The sequence below is a fragment of the Streptomyces sp. DT190 genome, from assembly GCF_049846985.1.
In the GTDB taxonomy this organism is placed as follows: domain Bacteria; phylum Actinomycetota; class Actinomycetes; order Streptomycetales; family Streptomycetaceae; genus Streptomyces.
In genome coordinates this window covers 237,770-254,651 of record NZ_JBNCNM010000014.1, presented here as the reverse complement: position 1 = coordinate 254,651, position 16,882 = coordinate 237,770, and the positions used below count along the sequence as shown (strand labels likewise).

Genomic DNA, 16,882 nt, shown 5'->3' with positions numbered 1-16,882 from the left:
CCATCCCCGAACGCGTCGACCAGCTCGCGGGCCGACGACGGCGCCGCCAACAGCCCTGCGGCTTCGACAAAGCCGCCCACCGACGCCGCAACGTCGTCGAACGCTGCTTCCACCGCCTCAAGCAGTGGCGGGGCATCGCCACCCGATACGACAAGCGTTCCGACCGCTACCTCGCCGCCATCACCCTGGCCAGCACACTCATCCGGCTCGAAGCGTGATCGACAAGACGCTACCTAGGCCGTGACGGATCAGGCGTCCGCGGCCCAGGTGCGCAGCGCCGCCTTGCTCTCGAAGGTGGCCACGTTCTTGTCCAGCGGGTCGTCGGTGTACTGGTGGAAGCGCCACTTCGCCTTGATGCGGGGCTTGCCCGCGGAGACGTAGTCGGCGATCCACAGCCCGTCGCCCGCGTAGGAGGTGGTGTCGACGTTGAGCCAGAAGTGCCGGTTGCAGTAGAGCACCACCCGGTTGCCGGGCCGGAGTTCCTTCACCTTCCGGATGAACCGGTCCTTCTCCGCGTTGCTCGCGTGCGTGCCGTCGCCGGTCGTCTCCCAGTCGACGGCGAGGATGTCGCCCGCCCGGTCGGGGGCCCTGCCGACGAAGTACTCGGCCTGGGCGGTGAGGTTGCCGGGCCACAGGAAGTGGTAGAAGCCGACGACCAGCCCGGCGTCCCGCGCCCGCTTGGTCTGGGCGGCCAGCCGGGGGTTGACGTACGAACGCCCCTCCGTCGCCTTCACGAAGACGAAGGAGAGGCCGTCGGTGTCGTACGAGGAGGACTGGTAGGCGCTCACGTCGATGCCGCGCAGCATGGGGGCTCCCTGTGGTGCTGTGGGGGTGGGGAGTTGGTGCCCACCACCATGGCACGGGCCGCTGCGGCCGGACGTCGAAACGTCAACTTCGGCCGGAGGCGGTCACGGCGGGGCCCGGGTCGCCGGCGCCGGCGGCCTCGCCGTCGTCCAGGGAGAGGTCCTTGGTCTCCTTGCCGAGGAACAGCGCGATCAGCGTGAGCACGGCCATCGCCGACAGGTAGACCCCGACCAGCCGCGGCGAGCCGTCCCCCGCCTCCCACAGCGCCACGGCGATGAACGGGGCGACCGCCGCTCCCAGGATCGAGCTGACGTTGTACGAGATGCCGGAACCGGTGTAGCGCACGCTGGTCGGGAACAGCTCGGGCAGCAGCGCGCCCATCGGGCCGAACGTCAAGCCCATCAGGGTGAAGCCGAGCACCAGCCACAGCACCACGCCGAGGGTGCCCAGGCCGATCAGCGGTGCCCAGACGAGCCCGAAGACCACGATCGCCGCCGTGATCCACAGCAGGGTGGTGCGCCGCCCGTACCGGTCGGCGAGCGGGCCGGAGACCAGGGTGAAGGCGGCGAAGAACAGCACCCCGAAGATCATCATCAGGACGAAGGTGGTGTAGTCGTACCCGAGTCCGGGCACGGCGGCGTCCTCGGCCGCGCGGCCGTAGCTCAGCGAGAACGTGGTCATCAGGTAGAAGAGCACGTAGGTCGCCAGCATGATGAAGGTGCCCAGGACGAGCTGCCTGCCGTGGCCGCGCACCACGGTGGCCAGGGGCAGCCGCCGCACCCCGCCCGAGGCGCGGGTCCTGGTGAACACCGCCGACTCGACGAGCCGGGAGCGCACCCACAGGCCGATGGCGACCATCACGGCGGAGAACAGGAAGGGCACGCGCCAGCCCCAGGTGAGGAAGGCGTCGGAGGGCTGCGAGGGGTCGGCACCGGCCTCGGAGGGCAGCAGCGCGCCCATGACCAGGAACAGGCCGTTGCCGATGATGAAGCCCAGCGGGGCGCCCAGCTGCGGGAAGGTGCCGTACAGGGCGCGTTTGCCGCTGGGGGCGTTCTCGGTGGCGACCAGGGCGGCGCCGCTCCACTCCCCGCCGAGCGCGAAGCCCTGCGCGAGCCGCATCAGCACGAGCAGCGCGGTGGCCACCCAGCCGGCCTGGGCGTAGGTGGGCAGGAGGCCGATGAGGAACGTGGCGATGCCCATGGTCAGCAGGGAGACGACGAGCGTCTTCTTGCGGCCGAGCCGGTCGCCGAGGTGCCCGAAGACCACGGCGCCGACGGGCCGGGCGACCATCGCGGCGCCGAAGACCGCGAAGGACGACAGCAGCGCGGTGGTCGGGTCGCTGCTCGGGAAGAACAGCGTCGGGAAGACGAGCACCGCCGCGGTCGCGTAGATGTAGAAGTCGTAGAACTCGATCGTCGTGCCGATGAGGCTGGCGACGAGGACCCGGGACCTCGGATTGGCGGGCGTCGGGGCTGAACCGGTGGCTGGTGCGGGCATCGCTCGGTCTTTCACGCGTGAAACATGGCTGGTGCAACGATGTCAGCCATCTTGTTTCGCGGTACAGGCTTCTCGCGATGTGAGACGCCGCGCCGATGGGGCGTCAGCACTCGATGATGTTCACCGCCAGCCCGCCCCGGGCCGTCTCCTTGTACTTCACGGACATGTCCGCGCCCGTGTCCTTCATCGTCTTGATGACCTTGTCCAGGGACACCTTGTGCGAGCCGTCGCCGCGCATCGCCATGCGGGCGGCCGTGACGGCCTTGACCGCGGCCATGCCGTTGCGCTCGATGCACGGGATCTGGACCAGGCCGCCGACCGGGTCGCAGGTGAGGCCCAGGTTGTGCTCCATGCCGATCTCGGCGGCGTTCTCGACCTGCTCGGGCGAGCCGCCGAGCACCTCGGCCAGCGCGCCCGCGGCCATGGAGCAGGCGGAGCCGACCTCGCCCTGGCAGCCGACCTCGGCGCCGGAGATGGAGGCGTTCTCCTTGAAGAGCATGCCGATCGCGCCCGCGGCGAGCAGGAAGCGGACCACGCCCTCCTCGTCGGCGCCCGGCACGAAGTTCATGTAGTAGTGCAGGACCGCCGGGATGATGCCGGCCGCGCCGTTGGTGGGGGCGGTGACGACCCGGCCGCCGGCCGCGTTCTCCTCGTTCACGGCCATGGCGTAGAGGGTGATCCACTCCATCGACAGGGCCTGCGGGTCGCCCTCGGAGCGGAGCTTGCGCGCGGTGTTGGCGGCCCGGCGGCGCACCTTCAGACCGCCCGGCAGGATGCCCTCGCGGGACATGCCGCGCGCCACGCAGGCCTGCATCACGCGCCAGATCTCCAGCAGGCCCTCGCGGATCTCCTCCTCGGTGCGCCAGGCCCGCTCGTTCTCCAGCATCAGCGCCGAGATGGACAGGCCGGTCTCCCGGGCCAGGCGCAGCAGCTCGTCACCCGTGCGGAAGGGGTACTTCAGCACGGTGTCGTCGAGCTTGATGCGGTCCGCGCCGACCGCGTCCTCGTCGACGACGAAGCCGCCGCCGACCGAGTAGTAGGTCTTGGTCAGCAGCTCCGCGCCCGAGGCGTCGTAGGCCCACAGGGTCATGCCGTTCGCGTGGTACGGCAGGGCCTTGCGGCGGTGCAGGACCATGTCGTCGTCGAAGGAGAACGCGATCTCGTGCTCGCCGAGCAGGTTCAGCCGCCCGCCGGTCCTGATCGCCTCCACCCGCTCGTCGGCCGTCTCCACGTCCACGGTGCGCGGGGACTCGCCCTCCAGGCCGAGCAGGACCGCCTTGGGGGTCCCGTGGCCGTGCCCGGTCGCGCCGAGCGAGCCGTACAGCTCCGCTCGGACCGAGGCGACGGAACCGAGGAGCTCCTCGTTGCGCAGCCGCCGGACGAACAGGCCGGCCGCCCGCATCGGGCCGACGGTGTGGGAGCTGGACGGGCCGATGCCGATCGAGAACAGGTCGAAGACCGAGATGGCCACGGGGTGACTCCTGACTACGGGGGTGGTGCAGAGGGGGTGGGCGCCGCGCCGCTTGTGGCGGCACGGCACCCGAAAGGTTTCTTCGCGGCCGTTGTCCGGCGCTACTTGTTCAGACCCGGGTACAGCGGGTGCTTGTCGGCCAGGGCCTTCACCCGGGCCTTGAGGGCCTCCGCGTCGTACGACGGCTTCAGCGCCTCGGCGATGACGTCCGCGACCTCGGTGAAGTCCTCGGCCCGGAAGCCGCGGGTGGCCAGGGCCGGGGTGCCGATCCGCAGACCCGACGTCACCATCGGCGGACGCGGGTCGTTCGGGATCGCGTTCCGGTTGACGGTGATGCCCACCTCGTGGAGGCGGTCCTCGGCCTGCTGACCGTCCAGCTCCGAGTGGCGCAGGTCGACCAGGACCAGGTGCACGTCCGTGCCGCCGGACAGGACGTCCACGCCCACGGCCCGGACGTCGTCCTTCACCAGACGCTCGGCCAGGATGCGGGCACCCTCCAGCGTACGGCGCTGGCGCTCCTTGAAGTCCTCCGAGGCGGCGACCTTGAACGCGACGGCCTTGGCGGCGACCACGTGCTCCAGCGGACCGCCCTGCTGACCGGGGAAGACGGCGGAGTTGATCTTCTTGGCCAGTTCGGCCGTGGAGAGGATCACACCGCCGCGCGGACCGCCGAGGGTCTTGTGGGTCGTGGTGGTGACCACGTGCGCGTGCGGCACCGGGTTGGGGTGCAGCCCGGCCGCGACCAGCCCGGCGAAGTGGGCCATGTCGACCATCAGGTACGCGCCGACCTCGTCCGCGATCCGGCGGAACTCGGCGAAGTCCAGCTGCCGCGGGTAGGCCGACCAGCCGGCCACGATCAGCTTCGGCCGGGACTCCTTGGCGAGCCGCTCGACCTCGGCCATGTCGACCCGGCCGTCCTCGCCCACGTGGTAGGCGACGACGTCGTAGAGCTTGCCGGAGAAGTTGATCTTCATGCCGTGGGTCAGGTGCCCGCCGTGGGCGAGGTTCAGACCCATGATGGTGTCGCCCGGCTTGAGCAGCGCGAACATCGCCGCCGCGTTGGCCTGGGCGCCGGAGTGCGGCTGCACGTTGGCGTGCTCGGCGCCGAACAGCTCCTTCACCCGGTCGATCGCGATCTGCTCGACCACGTCGACGTGCTCGCAGCCGCCGTAGTAGCGGCGGCCCGGGTAGCCCTCGGCGTACTTGTTGGTCAGGACCGAGCCCTGCGCCTCCATGACCGCCACCGGGGCGAAGTTCTCGGAGGCGATCATCTCCAGCGTGGACTGCTGGCGGTGCAGCTCGGCGTCGACTGCGGCGGCCACGGCCGGGTCGAGCTCGTGCAGGGGTGTGTTCAGGACGGACATGCGGCTACGACCCCTCAGCCGGCGGAGAACGCGGTGTACTCGTCGGCGGAGAGCAGGTCGCCCGGCTCGTCCGTGACGCGCACCTTGAACAGCCAGCCGCCCTCGAAGGGGGCCGAGTTCACCAGCGACGGGTCGTTCACGACGTCCTCGTTGACCTCGGTGACCTCACCGGAGACCGGGGAGTACAGGTCGGACACCGACTTGGTCGACTCCAGCTCGCCGCAGGTCTCGCCCGCGGACACCGTGGCACCGACCTCGGGAAGCTGGACGAACACGACGTCGCCGAGCGCGTTGGCCGCGTGCTCGGTGATACCGACCGTCGACACGCCGTCCTCGGCGGCCGACAGCCACTCGTGCTCCTTGCTGTAACGCAGCTGCTGGGGGTTGCTCATGGCCTGAATTCTCCTGTACGCGCGGGAGTGCTGTGAAAGGGGACTGGTGTCCAGCTGGGACGACGGTCGCGCAGGCCGTTGCCGCGGCCTGCGGCCAGTGTCTACTTCTGCCGCTTGTAGAACGGCAGCGCCACGACCTCGTACGGCTCGTGACTGCCCCGGATGTCCACGCCCACGCCGGGCGTGCCGGGCGCGGCGTGCGCGGCGTCCACGTAGGCCATGGCGATCGGCTTGCCCAGGGTGGGGGAGGGGGCGCCGGAGGTGACCTCGCCGACCACCTCGCCGCCGGCGACGACCGCGTACCCGGCGCGCGGCACCCGGCGGCCCTCGGCGACCAGTCCGACCAGCACGCGCGGCGGGTTCTGCTCGGCCCGGGCGGCGGCCTCGCGCAGGGCCTCGCGCCCCACGAAGTCGCCCTCCTTCTCGAACTTCACCACACGGCCGAGACCGGCGTCGAAGGGCGTCAGGGAGGTGCTCAGCTCGTGCCCGTACAGCGGCATGCCGGCCTCCAGGCGCAGCGTGTCGCGGCAGGACAGACCGCACGGGACCAGCCCGGCGCCCTCGCCGGCCTTGGTCAGCGCCTGCCACAGCTCGACGGCGTGCTCCGGCTTCACGAACAGCTCGAAGCCGTCCTCGCCGGTGTAGCCGGTGCGGGCGATCAGGGCCGGGACCCCGGCGACCGTGCCGGGCAGACCGGCGTAGTACTTCAGCCCGTCGAGGTCGGCGTCCGTGAGGGACTTCAGGATCGCGGGCGACTCGGGGCCCTGCACGGCGATGAGCGCGTAGGCGTCCCGGTCGTCGCGCACCTCGGCGTCGAAGCCGGCGGCGCGCTCGGTCAGCGCGTCCAGCACGACCTGGGCGTTGGAGGCGTTGGCGACGACCATGAACTCGGTCTCGCCCAGGCGGTAGACGATCAGGTCGTCGAGGATGCCGCCGTCGGCCCGGCAGATCATGGTGTAGCGGGCGCGGCCCGGCTTCACCCCGCCGATGTTGCCCACCAGGGCGAAGTCGAGGAGGGCGGCGGCCTGCGGGCCGGTGACGGTGATCTCACCCATGTGGGAGAGGTCGAACAGCCCGGCCTTCGTGCGCACGGCGAGGTGCTCGTCGCGCTCGGAGCCGTAGCGCAGGGGCATGTCCCAGCCGGCGAAGTCGGTCATCGTCGCACCCAGCGAACGATGCAGGGCATCGAGCGCGGTGTGACGGAGTTCTCCTGTACTGCTCACAGTCCGTTGTCTCCCAAGGCGATGACGGGCGAGGTCGTTCCTCCCCATCTGTCATCGGAACCTGAGAGGTTCGCCATGACCGCGCTGGTCCATGGCTTGCACCTTGGGTGGAGCCGGCCTGCCGGGGGCAGGGGAGGGCCCGCTTTTCAGATGTGCCTCGCCCGCGCGGTAACGGGGCCTGAGAGATTCAAGGGAGGGACTTGCTCCTTCGGCGCCCCAGCGTCAGCGGTGCTGGGAACTCTCCCGCGCGGATTCAAACGGCCGGTATGCAGTTGGCGCGCACATCATTGCACGCATCCTTCCGGCGCGGCAGGGGGACCTTTCACAGGGAGTGCACGAGTCCCGCGCGTCGGACACAGCGACCTGTAGCAGCCCTGTTGCAGGAAGAGTACGGAAATGAGAGGCCTGCGGCATTACCTTCTCTTTACACTCGGCGGGGATGGGACTCCGTACCTGGCCCCAGGGGAGGACGATCACGGTGAACAGGACCAGGGCGTACGCCACGACCACGGGCATCGCGCTGCCCGAGCAGCCGGTGGTGCCGGCCGGGGCGGCCCGCGGCCCGGTGCCGGCGCCGGTCGTCCGCGATCTGCGCGACCGCCCCGGCCGCGGCCCGCGCGCGCTGCTGTTCGGACCCCGGGACCTGGTCGTGGTCACGGGCCTGCCGGGCAGCGGCAAGTCCACGCTGATGCGGCGCACCGTGCCGGGCCGGCGCGTCGACTCCCAGGACACCCGCGACCGCTGGGAGCGCCGCATGCCGCGCTTCCTGCCCTACGCGACCTACCGCCCGCTGGTCCGTCTCGCCCACTACGCGGGGCTGCGCCGGGCACTGCGCTCCGGCGAGGGGATCGTGGTGCACGACTGCGGCACGCAGGCCTGGGTCCGCCGCTGGCTCGCCCGTGAGGCCCGCCGCCGGGGCGGCACGCTGCACCTGCTCCTCCTCGACGTCACCCCCGAGCAGGCCCTGGCGGGCCAGCGCGACCGGGGCCGGGGCGTCTCGCGCTACGCGTTCCTGCGCCACCGCGCGGCCACGACCCGCCTGCTGCGCGCCGTGGAGCAGGGCGACCTCCCCTCCGGCTGCGGCTCGGCCGTCCTCGCCGACCGGGAGACGGCGAACACGCTCCGCCGGATCGGCTTCACGGGGTGACGCGGCCGGGGGCGCGGGACGAACCGAGCGGCTCGCGACTGTGGCTGAAGTGACGCGGTAGCGGTCCCGGCGCGGCCCCGGTGCACGACGGCCCGGACGGCGCGAGCCGATCCGTACGGGCTGACCGGCAGCCTCTCGTCGCAGGCCGGCGACCGGCGAACGGACCGGCGGGCCACGCCAACCGGAACACGCACCGTGGGCCGGGGACCGGCAGACCCTCGTCGTGGGCCGGCGGCCGGCGGGCGGATCGGTCGTGGACGGCGACCGGAACTCGTGCTGTGGTCCGGTGACCGGCGCACCCGTGTCGTGGGCCGGGGGCTGGTGGGCGGATCGGTCGTGGACGGCGACCGGATCTCGTGCTGTGGTCCGGTGACCGGCGCACCCGTGTCGTGGGCCGGTGGCTGGTGGGCGGATCGGTCGTGGACGGCGACCGGATCTCTCGTTGTGGTCCGGTGACCGTCGCACCACCCGTGTCGTGGGCCGGCGGCCGGTGGGCGGATCGGTCGTGGACGGCGACCGGAACTCGCGCTGTAGTCCGGTGACCGTCGCACCCGCGTCGTGGGCCGGCGGCCGGCGGGCGGACCGGCCGTGCGCGGCAACCGGAACGCGCGTCGTGGGCCGGTGACCGGTGGACGGAGCCGCCGAGGGCGTCGACCGGAACTCCGGCCGTGGACCGGCGGCCGGTCCCGGGCCGTGAGCCGGTCCGCCCGGCCCGGTCACTCCCTCCCCCCGAGCCGTTAGCCTTTTCGCACTCAGCAGTGGTTTCAGGCAGGCGGTAGGCAGATGGACTTCCCGGCGGACTTCTCCGCGGACTTCCCGGCGCAGACGCAGACCCACCCGCACGGTGGCTGGCCCGGCAACGAGCTGGAGGAGGTGCTCTCGGCCGCCCTCGGCGCCGGACCGGCGGCCGGCGGCCGGATCGTCGAGGTGCTCGGACGGAGTTTCGTCTGGGTCCCGCTCCCCAGCGGCGGCGGCCCGAACAGCGGCCCCCTCGACCTGCCCGCCGTCGAGATCGAGGGCCAGGCGTTCGTGCCGGTGTTCAGCTCCGAGGAGCAGTTCCGCCTGGTCGCCGGAGCGCACATGGCGTACACCATCGCGCCCGCCGTGGAGTTCGCCCGCGGCCTGCCCCCACACGCGGGAATCGTCATCAACCCCGGGGGCGTGGTCGGCACACCCCTGCCGCCCCCCGCCGTCGCGGAGCTGTGCCGGGCAGGCCGCACCCCGCTGGACGGCCCCACGAGCGGCGGCCGGGTCCGCCTCTTCGAGCCCGACTGGCAGGACGACCCGGTGGACTTCCTGGCCGCCGCCTCCGCCGAGTTCGAGGCGATCGGCGTCGTGCTCACCGCCCGCCGCTGTCTCGCCGCGATCGAGACCGCCGACCCCGTGATGTTCGTGGGCGTCGAACTCTCGCAGTGGGAAGGCGACCTGCGGGCCCTGCCCCTGGAGGCACTCACCCGGGCCGTGACCAGGTCCCCGGCGCCCTGGCCCGTCAACCTCGTCCTGCTGGACGTGGCCCAGGACCCGGTGGGCGACTGGATGCGCGGCCGGGTCCGGCCCTTCTACCAGCGGTAGGCCGGCGCACCTTCGGACGCGGGGAACCGCGCCGCACGCCGCGGACGGAACCGCACCGCCCGTACGGGAACGAGTCCCGAGCCGGTGGGCGGGCTTAAGCTAGGTCACGGTCGAGGCGTTGTACGAAGGGGCGGTAAAGGGTGAGCGCGAGCGGCACGGCCGCGGCCGGACAGGTCGAGCACATGCTGCGCCAGGTCACGCCCGGGCGCTACGACGCCTACGAGGCACTCCTGCGCGCACTCGCGACCCCGCACACCGGCCAGATCTGGATGCTCCTGTGGCACGGCCAGGCCGGCTCCCCGGACGCCCAGTACGGGAACATGGAGGTCGACGGCCACGGCTACGCCCCCTGCGTGACCTCCGCCCAGGAGCTCTCGGCCAGCGGCTGGAACCGCTCGTACGAGGTGGTCGACGGCGTCGACGTGGCCCGCGCGCTCTACCCCGACCACTACGGCCTCTGGCTCAACCCGCACGCCCCGGGCGGCGGCGTCGGCATCCCCTGGCTGGACCTGCGCAGGATCGCCACGGGCCTGGACCGCCAGCCCGCCGGACCGCTGCGGCTGTCCGAACCGGCCATCGAGGTCCCGCAGTTCTACGCCCTGCTCGCGCAGAACGCGCACCGCACCCCGGCCGTCCGCGCGCTGCGCCGCGCCTGGGTGCAGCCCGCCCTGGGCGCGCCGTACCTCGCCATCGGACTGGACGTGTACGACACTTCGCCGCCGGCCGTGGATTCCGTGCGGGCGATGATGCAGCAGTCCCTCGGCGCCGTGCCGGACGGGCTGCCCGTCTCCACCGTCGCGATGTCCGACGAGCACGACCCGGTCGCCATGTGGCTGCGCGCCTACGCCCGCCCGTTCTACGACCGCGAGGCGCACGCCACCGCCCCCGTCCAGGCCCCCGCGTCCGGCTACGGCTACCCGCCCGCCCAGGGCAGGTACTGAGCCGCCCGGGACCCCGCCCAGGCCGGTTCCCCACCCCCACAAAAAGCGACGTCGGCTCAGCTCTCCGCGCGTAGATAAGGGCGAATTTCCGGGTAATGTCCTAAAATGCCCCTAGCTCAACGCGTCCGACCCCTGTTACCCGTTGTCCGGATAACGGAACTCCCCAGACAGCATCACGTTTACGCATCCTTTCACCGTCAAGTCTGGCAACAGATCGCCAAAGCGTTGAAGACTCCCGGCAAGACACGGGCCGTCGGTCTCGTGTACGAGACAAACAAAACCGCTACAGCGGCAGCCAGGGGCTAGGCGATCGCCGGCCCGAGAGGGGTCAATCGCACCGTGACCGCACCGATCGAGACCACCGGGGCGGAAGCCGGAGCACAGCCCGAGGCCGTGCTCTCCGGGGTCAAGAAGAGCCAGATCGAGGGGCGCTCGCTCACCCAGATCGCCTGGATGCGCTTCAAGCGGGACAAGGTGGCGATGGCCGGTGGCGTCGTCGTCATCCTGCTCACGCTGATGGCGGTGTTCTCCAAGCCGATCCAGTGGATCTTCGACCTCGATCCCAACAAGTTCAACCAGGACCTCATCGACCCCGCGCTGCTCGCCCCCAAGGGCGGTTGGGGCGGCATGAGTTGGGACCACCCGCTGGGCGTGGACCCGCAGTACGGCCGTGACATGCTCGCCCGCATCATCGACGGTTCCTGGGTCTCCCTGCTGGTCGCGGGCGGCGCCACGCTGCTGTCCGTGGTCATCGGCACGGTCCTCGGCGTGATCGCCGGGTACTACGGCGGCTGGGTCGACAGCGTCATCAGCAGGCTGATGGACACCTTCCTGGCGTTCCCGCTGCTGCTGTTCGCCATCTCCATCTCCGCCTCGGTGCAGGACGGCTTCTTCGGTCTCGACGGCCTGTCCCTGCGCATCTGCGTGCTGATCTTCGTCATCGGCTTCTTCAGCTGGCCGTACATCGGCCGGATCGTGCGGGCGCAGACGATGACCCTGCGCAAGCGGGAGTTCATCGAGGCCGCCACGAGCCTCGGGGCGCGCGGCCCGTACGTCCTGTTCCGGGAGCTCCTGCCGAACCTCGTCGCGCCGATCCTCGTCTACGCGACGCTGATCATCCCGACGAACATCCTGTTCGAGGCCGCGCTGAGCTTCCTCGGCGTCGGTATCGCTCCGCCGCAGGCCTCCTGGGGCGGCATGCTCAGCAACGCTGTGGATCTCTACACGGCTGATCCGCAGTACATGTTCGTGCCCGGACTGGCGATCTTCATCACCGTCCTGGCCTTCAACCTGCTGGGTGACGGGCTGCGTGACGCCCTCGACCCTCGCAGCAAGTGATCCATCGAATGAGGGGGCTTCCTCAGGTGAAGACGAGAAGGGTGACCGCCGGCGTTGCGTCGGTCCTGGCACTGTCGCTGGGAGCTGCCGCGTGCGGCGGCGGTGGTGACGACAACGACGGGGGAGGCAACGGCAAGAAGGACGCCGCGCTGAACTCGATCGTCAACGCGTCGGACAAGAAGGGAGGGACGGTCACGTACGAGCACTCGGACGTGCCGGACTCCCTCGACCCGGGCAACACGTACTACGGCTGGGTCCAGAACTTCTCCCGCCTCTACGGCCGGACGCTCACCACGTTCAAGCCGGCGGCGGGCAAGGAAGGCCTGGAGGTCGTGCCGGACCTCGCCGAAGGACTCGGCAAGTCCAGCCCGGACGCCAAGACCTGGACGTACAAGCTGCGTGCCGGAGTGAAGTTCCAGGACGGCACCCCGGTGACGTCCAAGGACGTCAAGTACGCCATCGAGCGCTCCAACTTCGCGCCCGAGGCACTCTCGAACGGCCCGACGTACTTCAAGGCCTACCTCGAGGGCGGCGACAAGTACCAGGGTCCGTACAAGGACAAGTCGGCCGACGGCATCAAGTCCATCGAGACGCCGGACGACCGCACGATCGTCTTCAAGCTGAAGCAGCCGTTCGCGGACTTCGACTACCTGGCGACGTTCTCGCAGACGGCTCCCGTGCCGAAGGCGAAGGACACCGGCGCGAAGTACGTGCAGGCCATCCAGTCCTCCGGCCCGTACCAGTTCCAGTCCTACGAGGAGGGCCGCGGCGCCACCCTCGTGCGCAACAAGAACTGGGACCCCAAGACGGACCCGATCCGCAAGGCCCTGCCGGACAAGATCTCGATCAAGTTCAAGGTCAACCCGGTCACGGTCGACAACAACCTGATCTCCGACAAGATCACGGCTGACGCGGCCGGCACCGGTGTGCAGCCGCAGACCCAGCCGAAGGTCCTGCGCGGCAAGCTCGCCGGCCAGACGGACAGCTCCTACGCGGGCGCCACGCAGTACATCGCGCTCAACGTCAACGTGAAGCCGTTCGACAACGAGCACTGCCGCAAGGCCGTCCAGTGGGGTCTGGACAAGCAGTCCGTCCTGGACGCCATGGGCGGCTCGCCGAAGGGTGACGTGGCCACCACGCTGCTGCCCCCGTCGGTCAACGGCTACACCAAGTTCGACACCTACGCGAGCGAGGGCCACAAGGGCAACGCCGCCAAGGCCAAGGAAGAACTGAAGGCCTGCGGTCAGCCGAACGGCTTCGACACGATCCTCACGGCCCGTTCGGACCGGCCCGCCGAGGTCGCGGCCGCCACGGCCGTCCAGGCGTCGCTGAAGAAGATCGGCATCAACATCGAGATCAAGCAGTTCCCCTCCGGCAAGTACTTCTCCAACTTCGCCGGTGTCCCGTCCTACGTCCACAAGAACAAGCTGGGCATGCTCTCGATGGCGTGGGGCGCCGACTGGCCGACGGGCTACGGCTTCCTCGACCAGATCATCAACGGTGCCGCCATCAAGCCCTCCGGCGGCAACAACCTGATGGAGCTGGACGACCCGAAGATCAACAAGGCCCTGACGGACGCGATCGCCAACACCGACGACGCGGCCCGCACCAAGGCCTGGGGCGACATCGACAAGATGGTCCTCGACAACGCCTCGGTCGTCCCGCTGGTCTACCGCAAGAACCTGCTGCTGCGGCCCACGTCCGCGAGCAACGTCACGGTCACGCAGGCCTACCTCGGCATGTACGACTACCTGCTGATGAGCTCCGCGAAGTAAGTCAGCAGGCCGGATCCTTTCGAAAGGCAGGTGAAGGCACCGGGTGGCCGCGGCGGACGACCCCGCCGCGGCCACCCGGGGCCGTACAGCTGTGGCTGCGTACATCCTCCGACGCGTCATGGGCGCGGTGCTGTTGCTGCTGGTGGTCAGCGCAGTCACCTTCGCCATCTTCTTCCTGGTGCCCCGTCTCGGGGGCCAGACGGCCGATCAGTTGGCCACCCAGTACGTCGGCAAGGACGCGAACCCCGAGTCCGTCGCCGCGATCAAGAAGAACCTGGGACTGGATCAGCCCGTCTACGAGCAGTTCTGGAACTTCATCAAGGGCCTCGTGGCGGGTGCCGACTACCGGTTCGGTCCCGAGGCGACGCACTGCAGCGCACCCTGCTTCGGGTACTCCTTCAAGAGCCATATCGAAGTGTGGCCGCAGTTGGAGCAGCGGATCCCGGTCTCCTTCTCGCTGGCTGTCGGTGCGGCGGTGATCTGGGTGATCTCCGGTGTGACGACCGGTGTCATCTCGGCCCTGCGCAAGGGCAAGCCGATCGACCGCTTCGCCATGTTCATCGCGCTCGCCGGCGTCTCGCTCCCGATCTTCTTCACGGGCCAGATCCTGCTCGCGCTCTTCGTCTACGAGATCCCCGTCTGGGACAGCATCGACTACGTCCCCTTCACCGAGAACCCGGCCGAATGGGCCTGGCATCTGATGCTGCCCTGGATCAGCCTCGCCTTCCTGTTCTCCGCGCTCTACGCCCGGCTCACCCGGGCGGGCATGCTGGAGACGATGAGCGAGGACTACATCCGCACGGCCAGGGCCAAGGGTCTGAAGGAGACCACGGTCGTGACCAAGCACGGCCTGCGCTCCGCCCTCACCCCGATCGTCACCATCTTCGGCATGGACTTCGGCACCCTCGTCGGCACCGCGGTGCTCACCGAGACCGTGTTCTCCCTGCAGGGCATCGGCGCCTACTCGGTCCAGGCCATCAAGGACAACGACCTGCCCATCGTGATGGGCGTGACCCTGGTCGCCGCGTTCTTCATCGTCTTCTGCAACTTGATCGTCGACCTGGTGTACGCCGCCATCGACCCCCGGGTGAGGTACTCGTGAGCAAGCTCGACAAAGCCGCGCTCGGCGAACCGGACACCACCGCCCCGTCCGTCCCGGACGACGTGTTCCTGTCCGTCCGCGACCTGCGCATCCACTTCGACACCGACGACGGCCTGGTCAAGTCGGTCGACGGCGTCAGCTTCGACGTGCGCAAGGGCAAGACCCTGGGCATCGTGGGCGAGTCCGGCTCCGGCAAGTCCGTCACCTCGCTCGGCGTGATGGGCCTGCACCGCTCGGCGCGCGCCAAGGTCACCGGCGAGGTTTGGCTCGACGGCCAGGAGCTGATCGCGGCCGACCCCGACGAGGTGCGGCGGCTGCGCGGCCGGAAGATGGCCATGATCTTCCAGGACCCGCTGTCGGCGATGCACCCCTACTACTCGGTCGGGCAGCAGATCGTGGAGGCGTACCGCGTCCACCACGACGTGACCAAGAAGGCCGCCAAGCAGCGCGCGATCGAGATGCTCGACCGGGTCGGCATCCCCGAGCCCGCCAAGCGCGTCGACAGCTACCCGCACGAGTTCTCCGGCGGTATGCGCCAGCGCGCCATGATCGCCATGGCCCTGGTGAACAACCCCGAGCTGCTCATCGCGGACGAGCCGACCACCGCCCTGGACGTCACCGTGCAGGCGCAGATCCTGGATTTGATCCACGACCTGCAGAAGGAGTTCGGCTCCGCGGTCATCATGATCACCCACGACCTGGGTGTGGTCGCCGAGATGGCCGACGACCTGCTGGTCATGTACGGCGGCCGGTGCGTGGAGCGCGGTCCCGCCGAGGCCGTGTTCTCCGAGCCCCGGCACCCCTACACCTGGGGCCTGCTCGGCTCGATGCCGCGGCTGGACCGTGAGGAGACCGACCGGCTCATCCCGATCAAGGGCGCGCCGCCCTCCCTGATCAACCTCCCGTCCGGCTGCGCCTTCCACCCGCGCTGCCCGTACGCGGACATCCCGAAGGACGACGTCACCCGCACGGTCCGCCCCGAGCTGACCGAGGTCGGCGGCTCGCACTGGGCCGCCTGCCACATGAGCCAGGAGCAGCGGGAGCGTATCTGGACCGAAGAGATTGCGCCGAAGCTGTGAGCGACGACAAAACGGTGAGCGAACCGGACACCAGCGGCAGCACCCTCACCAAGGACACCACCGCCGACGGCGAGGTCCTGCTGAAGGTGACCGGCCTGCAGAAGCACTTCCCGATCCGCAAGGGCCTGCTCCAGCGGCAGACCGGTGCGGTGCGCGCCGTCGACGGCATCGACTTCGAGGTCCGCAAGGGCGAGACGCTCGGCGTCGTCGGCGAGTCGGGCTGCGGCAAGTCCACCATGGGCCGGCTGATCACCCGGCTGCTCGAACCGACCGGCGGCACGGTCGAGTTCGAGGGCAGGGACATCACGCACCTCGGCGTCGGCGACCTGCGCCCGATGCGCCGCGACGTGCAGATGATCTTCCAGGACCCGTACTCCTCGCTGAACCCCCGGCACACGATCGGCACGATCGTCGGCGCCCCCTTCCGGCTCCAGGGTGTCGAGCCCGAGGGCGGGGTGAAGAAGGAGGTCCAGCGGCTGCTGTCGGTGGTCGGCCTCAACCCCGAGCACTACAACCGCTATCCGCACGAGTTCTCCGGCGGTCAGCGCCAGCGCATCGGCATCGCCCGCGCGCTCGCGCTGAACCCCAAGCTCGTGGTGGCCGACGAGCCGGTCTCCGCGCTGGACGTGTCGATCCAGGCCCAGGTGGTGAACCTGCTCGACGACCTCCAGCAGGAACTCGGCCTGACGTACGTGATCATCGCGCACGACCTGTCCGTCGTCCGGCACGTCTCGGACCGGATCGCGGTGATGTACCTCGGCAAGATCGTCGAGCTGGCCGACCGCGACAAGCTGTACAAGTCGCCGATGCACCCGTACTCCAAGGCCCTGCTGTCGGCCGTGCCGATCCCGGACCCCAAGCGCCGGGGCGTCAAGAGCGAGCGCATCCTGCTCAAGGGCGACGTGCCCTCGCCGATCGCGCCGCCGAGCGGCTGCCGCTTCCACACGCGGTGCTGGAAGGCGACGCAGATCTGCAAGACCACCGAGCCGCCGCTGGTGGAGCTGCGGGCCGGGCAGCGCGTGGCCTGCCACCACCCGGAGAACTTCGAGGACCAGCAGCCGCAGGACACCGAGCTGCTGTCCTCGGCCAAGGAGGTCGCCGCCGGCAGCGGCGACGCCACCCCCGCGGAGAAGTGACTCCCCCCGAGCCCCCGCCCTCGCACATCAGGGCGGGGGCT

15 protein-coding genes and 2 riboswitches are annotated in these 16,882 nt (G+C 70.1%); of the genes, 9 read left to right on the top strand and 6 right to left on the bottom strand.

The genetic code is table 11. From position 1 onward, the window contains the following. A partial coding sequence (locus ACPXCS_RS24620; RefSeq protein ID WP_425947578.1) for a transposase occupies window positions 1-218 on the top strand: 218 nt, incomplete at its 5' end. A 30-nt stretch (window positions 219-248) separates the two neighbouring features. On the opposite strand, the gene ACPXCS_RS24615 is transcribed toward ACPXCS_RS24620, so the two are convergent. The 6 genes from ACPXCS_RS24615 to gcvT form a co-directional block, all read right to left on the bottom strand. After that, the gene (locus tag ACPXCS_RS24615) at window positions 249-806 is read right to left on the bottom strand and encodes a glycoside hydrolase family 25 protein (protein ID WP_425947580.1); all 558 of its coding nucleotides are present in this window, start codon (window positions 804-806) and stop codon (window positions 249-251) included. 82 nt (window positions 807-888) lie between these two features. Further along, a complete protein-coding gene (locus tag ACPXCS_RS24610) occupies window positions 889-2,301 on the bottom strand; it encodes an MFS transporter (protein ID WP_425947582.1) in 1,413 nt (470 codons plus the stop codon). Between the two features lie 103 nt (window positions 2,302-2,404). Then, entirely contained in the window at window positions 2,405-3,772 is a 1,368-nt protein-coding gene (locus tag ACPXCS_RS24605; protein WP_425947584.1) for an L-serine ammonia-lyase, read from the bottom strand. Window positions 3,773-3,873: 101 nt separating this feature from the next. Further along, on the bottom strand, window positions 3,874-5,136 hold the full coding sequence (gene glyA / locus ACPXCS_RS24600; protein WP_425947585.1) for a serine hydroxymethyltransferase: 1,263 nt from the start codon (window positions 5,134-5,136) through the stop codon (window positions 3,874-3,876). A 14-nt stretch (window positions 5,137-5,150) separates the two neighbouring features. Then, a complete protein-coding gene (gene gcvH, locus ACPXCS_RS24595) occupies window positions 5,151-5,528 on the bottom strand; it encodes a glycine cleavage system protein GcvH (RefSeq protein WP_425947587.1) in 378 nt (125 codons plus the stop codon). Between the two features lie 101 nt (window positions 5,529-5,629). After that, the gene (gcvT, locus tag ACPXCS_RS24590; RefSeq protein ID WP_425947589.1) at window positions 5,630-6,799 is read right to left on the bottom strand and encodes a glycine cleavage system aminomethyltransferase GcvT; all 1,170 of its coding nucleotides are present in this window, start codon (window positions 6,797-6,799) and stop codon (window positions 5,630-5,632) included. Next, window positions 6,790-6,907: riboswitch (glycine riboswitch) on the bottom strand. Its footprint overlaps the gene before it by 10 nt. After that, window positions 6,908-7,007: riboswitch (glycine riboswitch) on the bottom strand. It lies immediately after the preceding riboswitch. A 222-nt stretch (window positions 7,008-7,229) separates the two neighbouring features. On the opposite strand from gcvT, the gene ACPXCS_RS24585 reads away from it, so the two are divergent. The 8 genes from ACPXCS_RS24585 (at window position 7,230) to ACPXCS_RS24550 (ending at window position 16,841) form a co-directional block, all read left to right on the top strand. Beyond that, the gene (locus tag ACPXCS_RS24585; protein ID WP_425947591.1) at window positions 7,230-7,898 is read left to right on the top strand and encodes an AAA family ATPase; all 669 of its coding nucleotides are present in this window, start codon (window positions 7,230-7,232) and stop codon (window positions 7,896-7,898) included. Between the two features lie 783 nt (window positions 7,899-8,681). Beyond that, entirely contained in the window at window positions 8,682-9,470 is a 789-nt protein-coding gene (locus ACPXCS_RS24580) for an enhanced serine sensitivity protein SseB (RefSeq protein ID WP_425947593.1), read from the top strand. A gap of 140 nt (window positions 9,471-9,610) precedes the next feature. Continuing rightward, window positions 9,611-10,411, top strand: a complete 801-nt coding sequence (locus ACPXCS_RS24575; protein WP_425947595.1) for an enhanced serine sensitivity protein SseB C-terminal domain-containing protein — start codon at window positions 9,611-9,613, stop codon at window positions 10,409-10,411. Between the two features lie 339 nt (window positions 10,412-10,750). Continuing rightward, window positions 10,751-11,749: an ABC transporter permease gene (locus ACPXCS_RS24570; RefSeq protein WP_425947596.1), complete on the top strand. Its 999-nt coding sequence runs from the start codon at window positions 10,751-10,753 to the stop codon at window positions 11,747-11,749. An 8-nt stretch (window positions 11,750-11,757) separates the two neighbouring features. Then, complete coding sequence (locus tag ACPXCS_RS24565) at window positions 11,758-13,524, top strand: ABC transporter substrate-binding protein (protein WP_425947597.1); 1,767 nt, start codon at window positions 11,758-11,760, stop codon at window positions 13,522-13,524. Between the two features lie 91 nt (window positions 13,525-13,615). Beyond that, window positions 13,616-14,626, top strand: coding sequence for an ABC transporter permease (locus ACPXCS_RS24560; RefSeq protein ID WP_425947598.1), 1,011 nt, complete (start codon window positions 13,616-13,618; stop codon window positions 14,624-14,626). Continuing rightward, window positions 14,623-15,705: an ABC transporter ATP-binding protein gene (locus ACPXCS_RS24555; RefSeq protein WP_425947599.1), complete on the top strand. Its 1,083-nt coding sequence runs from the start codon at window positions 14,623-14,625 to the stop codon at window positions 15,703-15,705. The genes ACPXCS_RS24560 and ACPXCS_RS24555 overlap by 4 nt, the downstream gene beginning before the upstream one ends. Before the next feature lie 14 nt (window positions 15,706-15,719). After that, window positions 15,720-16,841 (top strand): ABC transporter ATP-binding protein, encoded by a 1,122-nt coding sequence (locus ACPXCS_RS24550; RefSeq protein ID WP_425947911.1) that lies wholly within the window; start codon window positions 15,720-15,722, stop codon window positions 16,839-16,841. Window positions 16,842-16,882 lie beyond the last annotated feature (41 nt).

Excerpts from the sequence above, each read along its gene's own strand:
- ACPXCS_RS24615 (WP_425947580.1), bottom strand. The coding sequence starts at position 806 with ATGCTGCGCGGCATCGACGTGAGCGCCTACCAGTCCTCCTCGTACGAC.
- ACPXCS_RS24610 (WP_425947582.1), bottom strand. The coding sequence starts at position 2,301 with ATGCCCGCACCAGCCACCGGTTCAGCCCCGACGCCCGCCAATCCGAGG.
- glyA (WP_425947585.1), bottom strand. The coding sequence starts at position 5,136 with ATGTCCGTCCTGAACACACCCCTGCACGAGCTCGACCCGGCCGTGGCC.
- gcvH (WP_425947587.1), bottom strand. The coding sequence starts at position 5,528 with ATGAGCAACCCCCAGCAGCTGCGTTACAGCAAGGAGCACGAGTGGCTG.
- gcvT (WP_425947589.1), bottom strand. The coding sequence starts at position 6,799 with ATGGGGAGGAACGACCTCGCCCGTCATCGCCTTGGGAGACAACGGACT.
- ACPXCS_RS24580 (WP_425947593.1), top strand. The coding sequence starts at position 8,682 with ATGGACTTCCCGGCGGACTTCTCCGCGGACTTCCCGGCGCAGACGCAG.
- ACPXCS_RS24565 (WP_425947597.1), top strand. The coding sequence starts at position 11,758 with ATGAGGGGGCTTCCTCAGGTGAAGACGAGAAGGGTGACCGCCGGCGTT.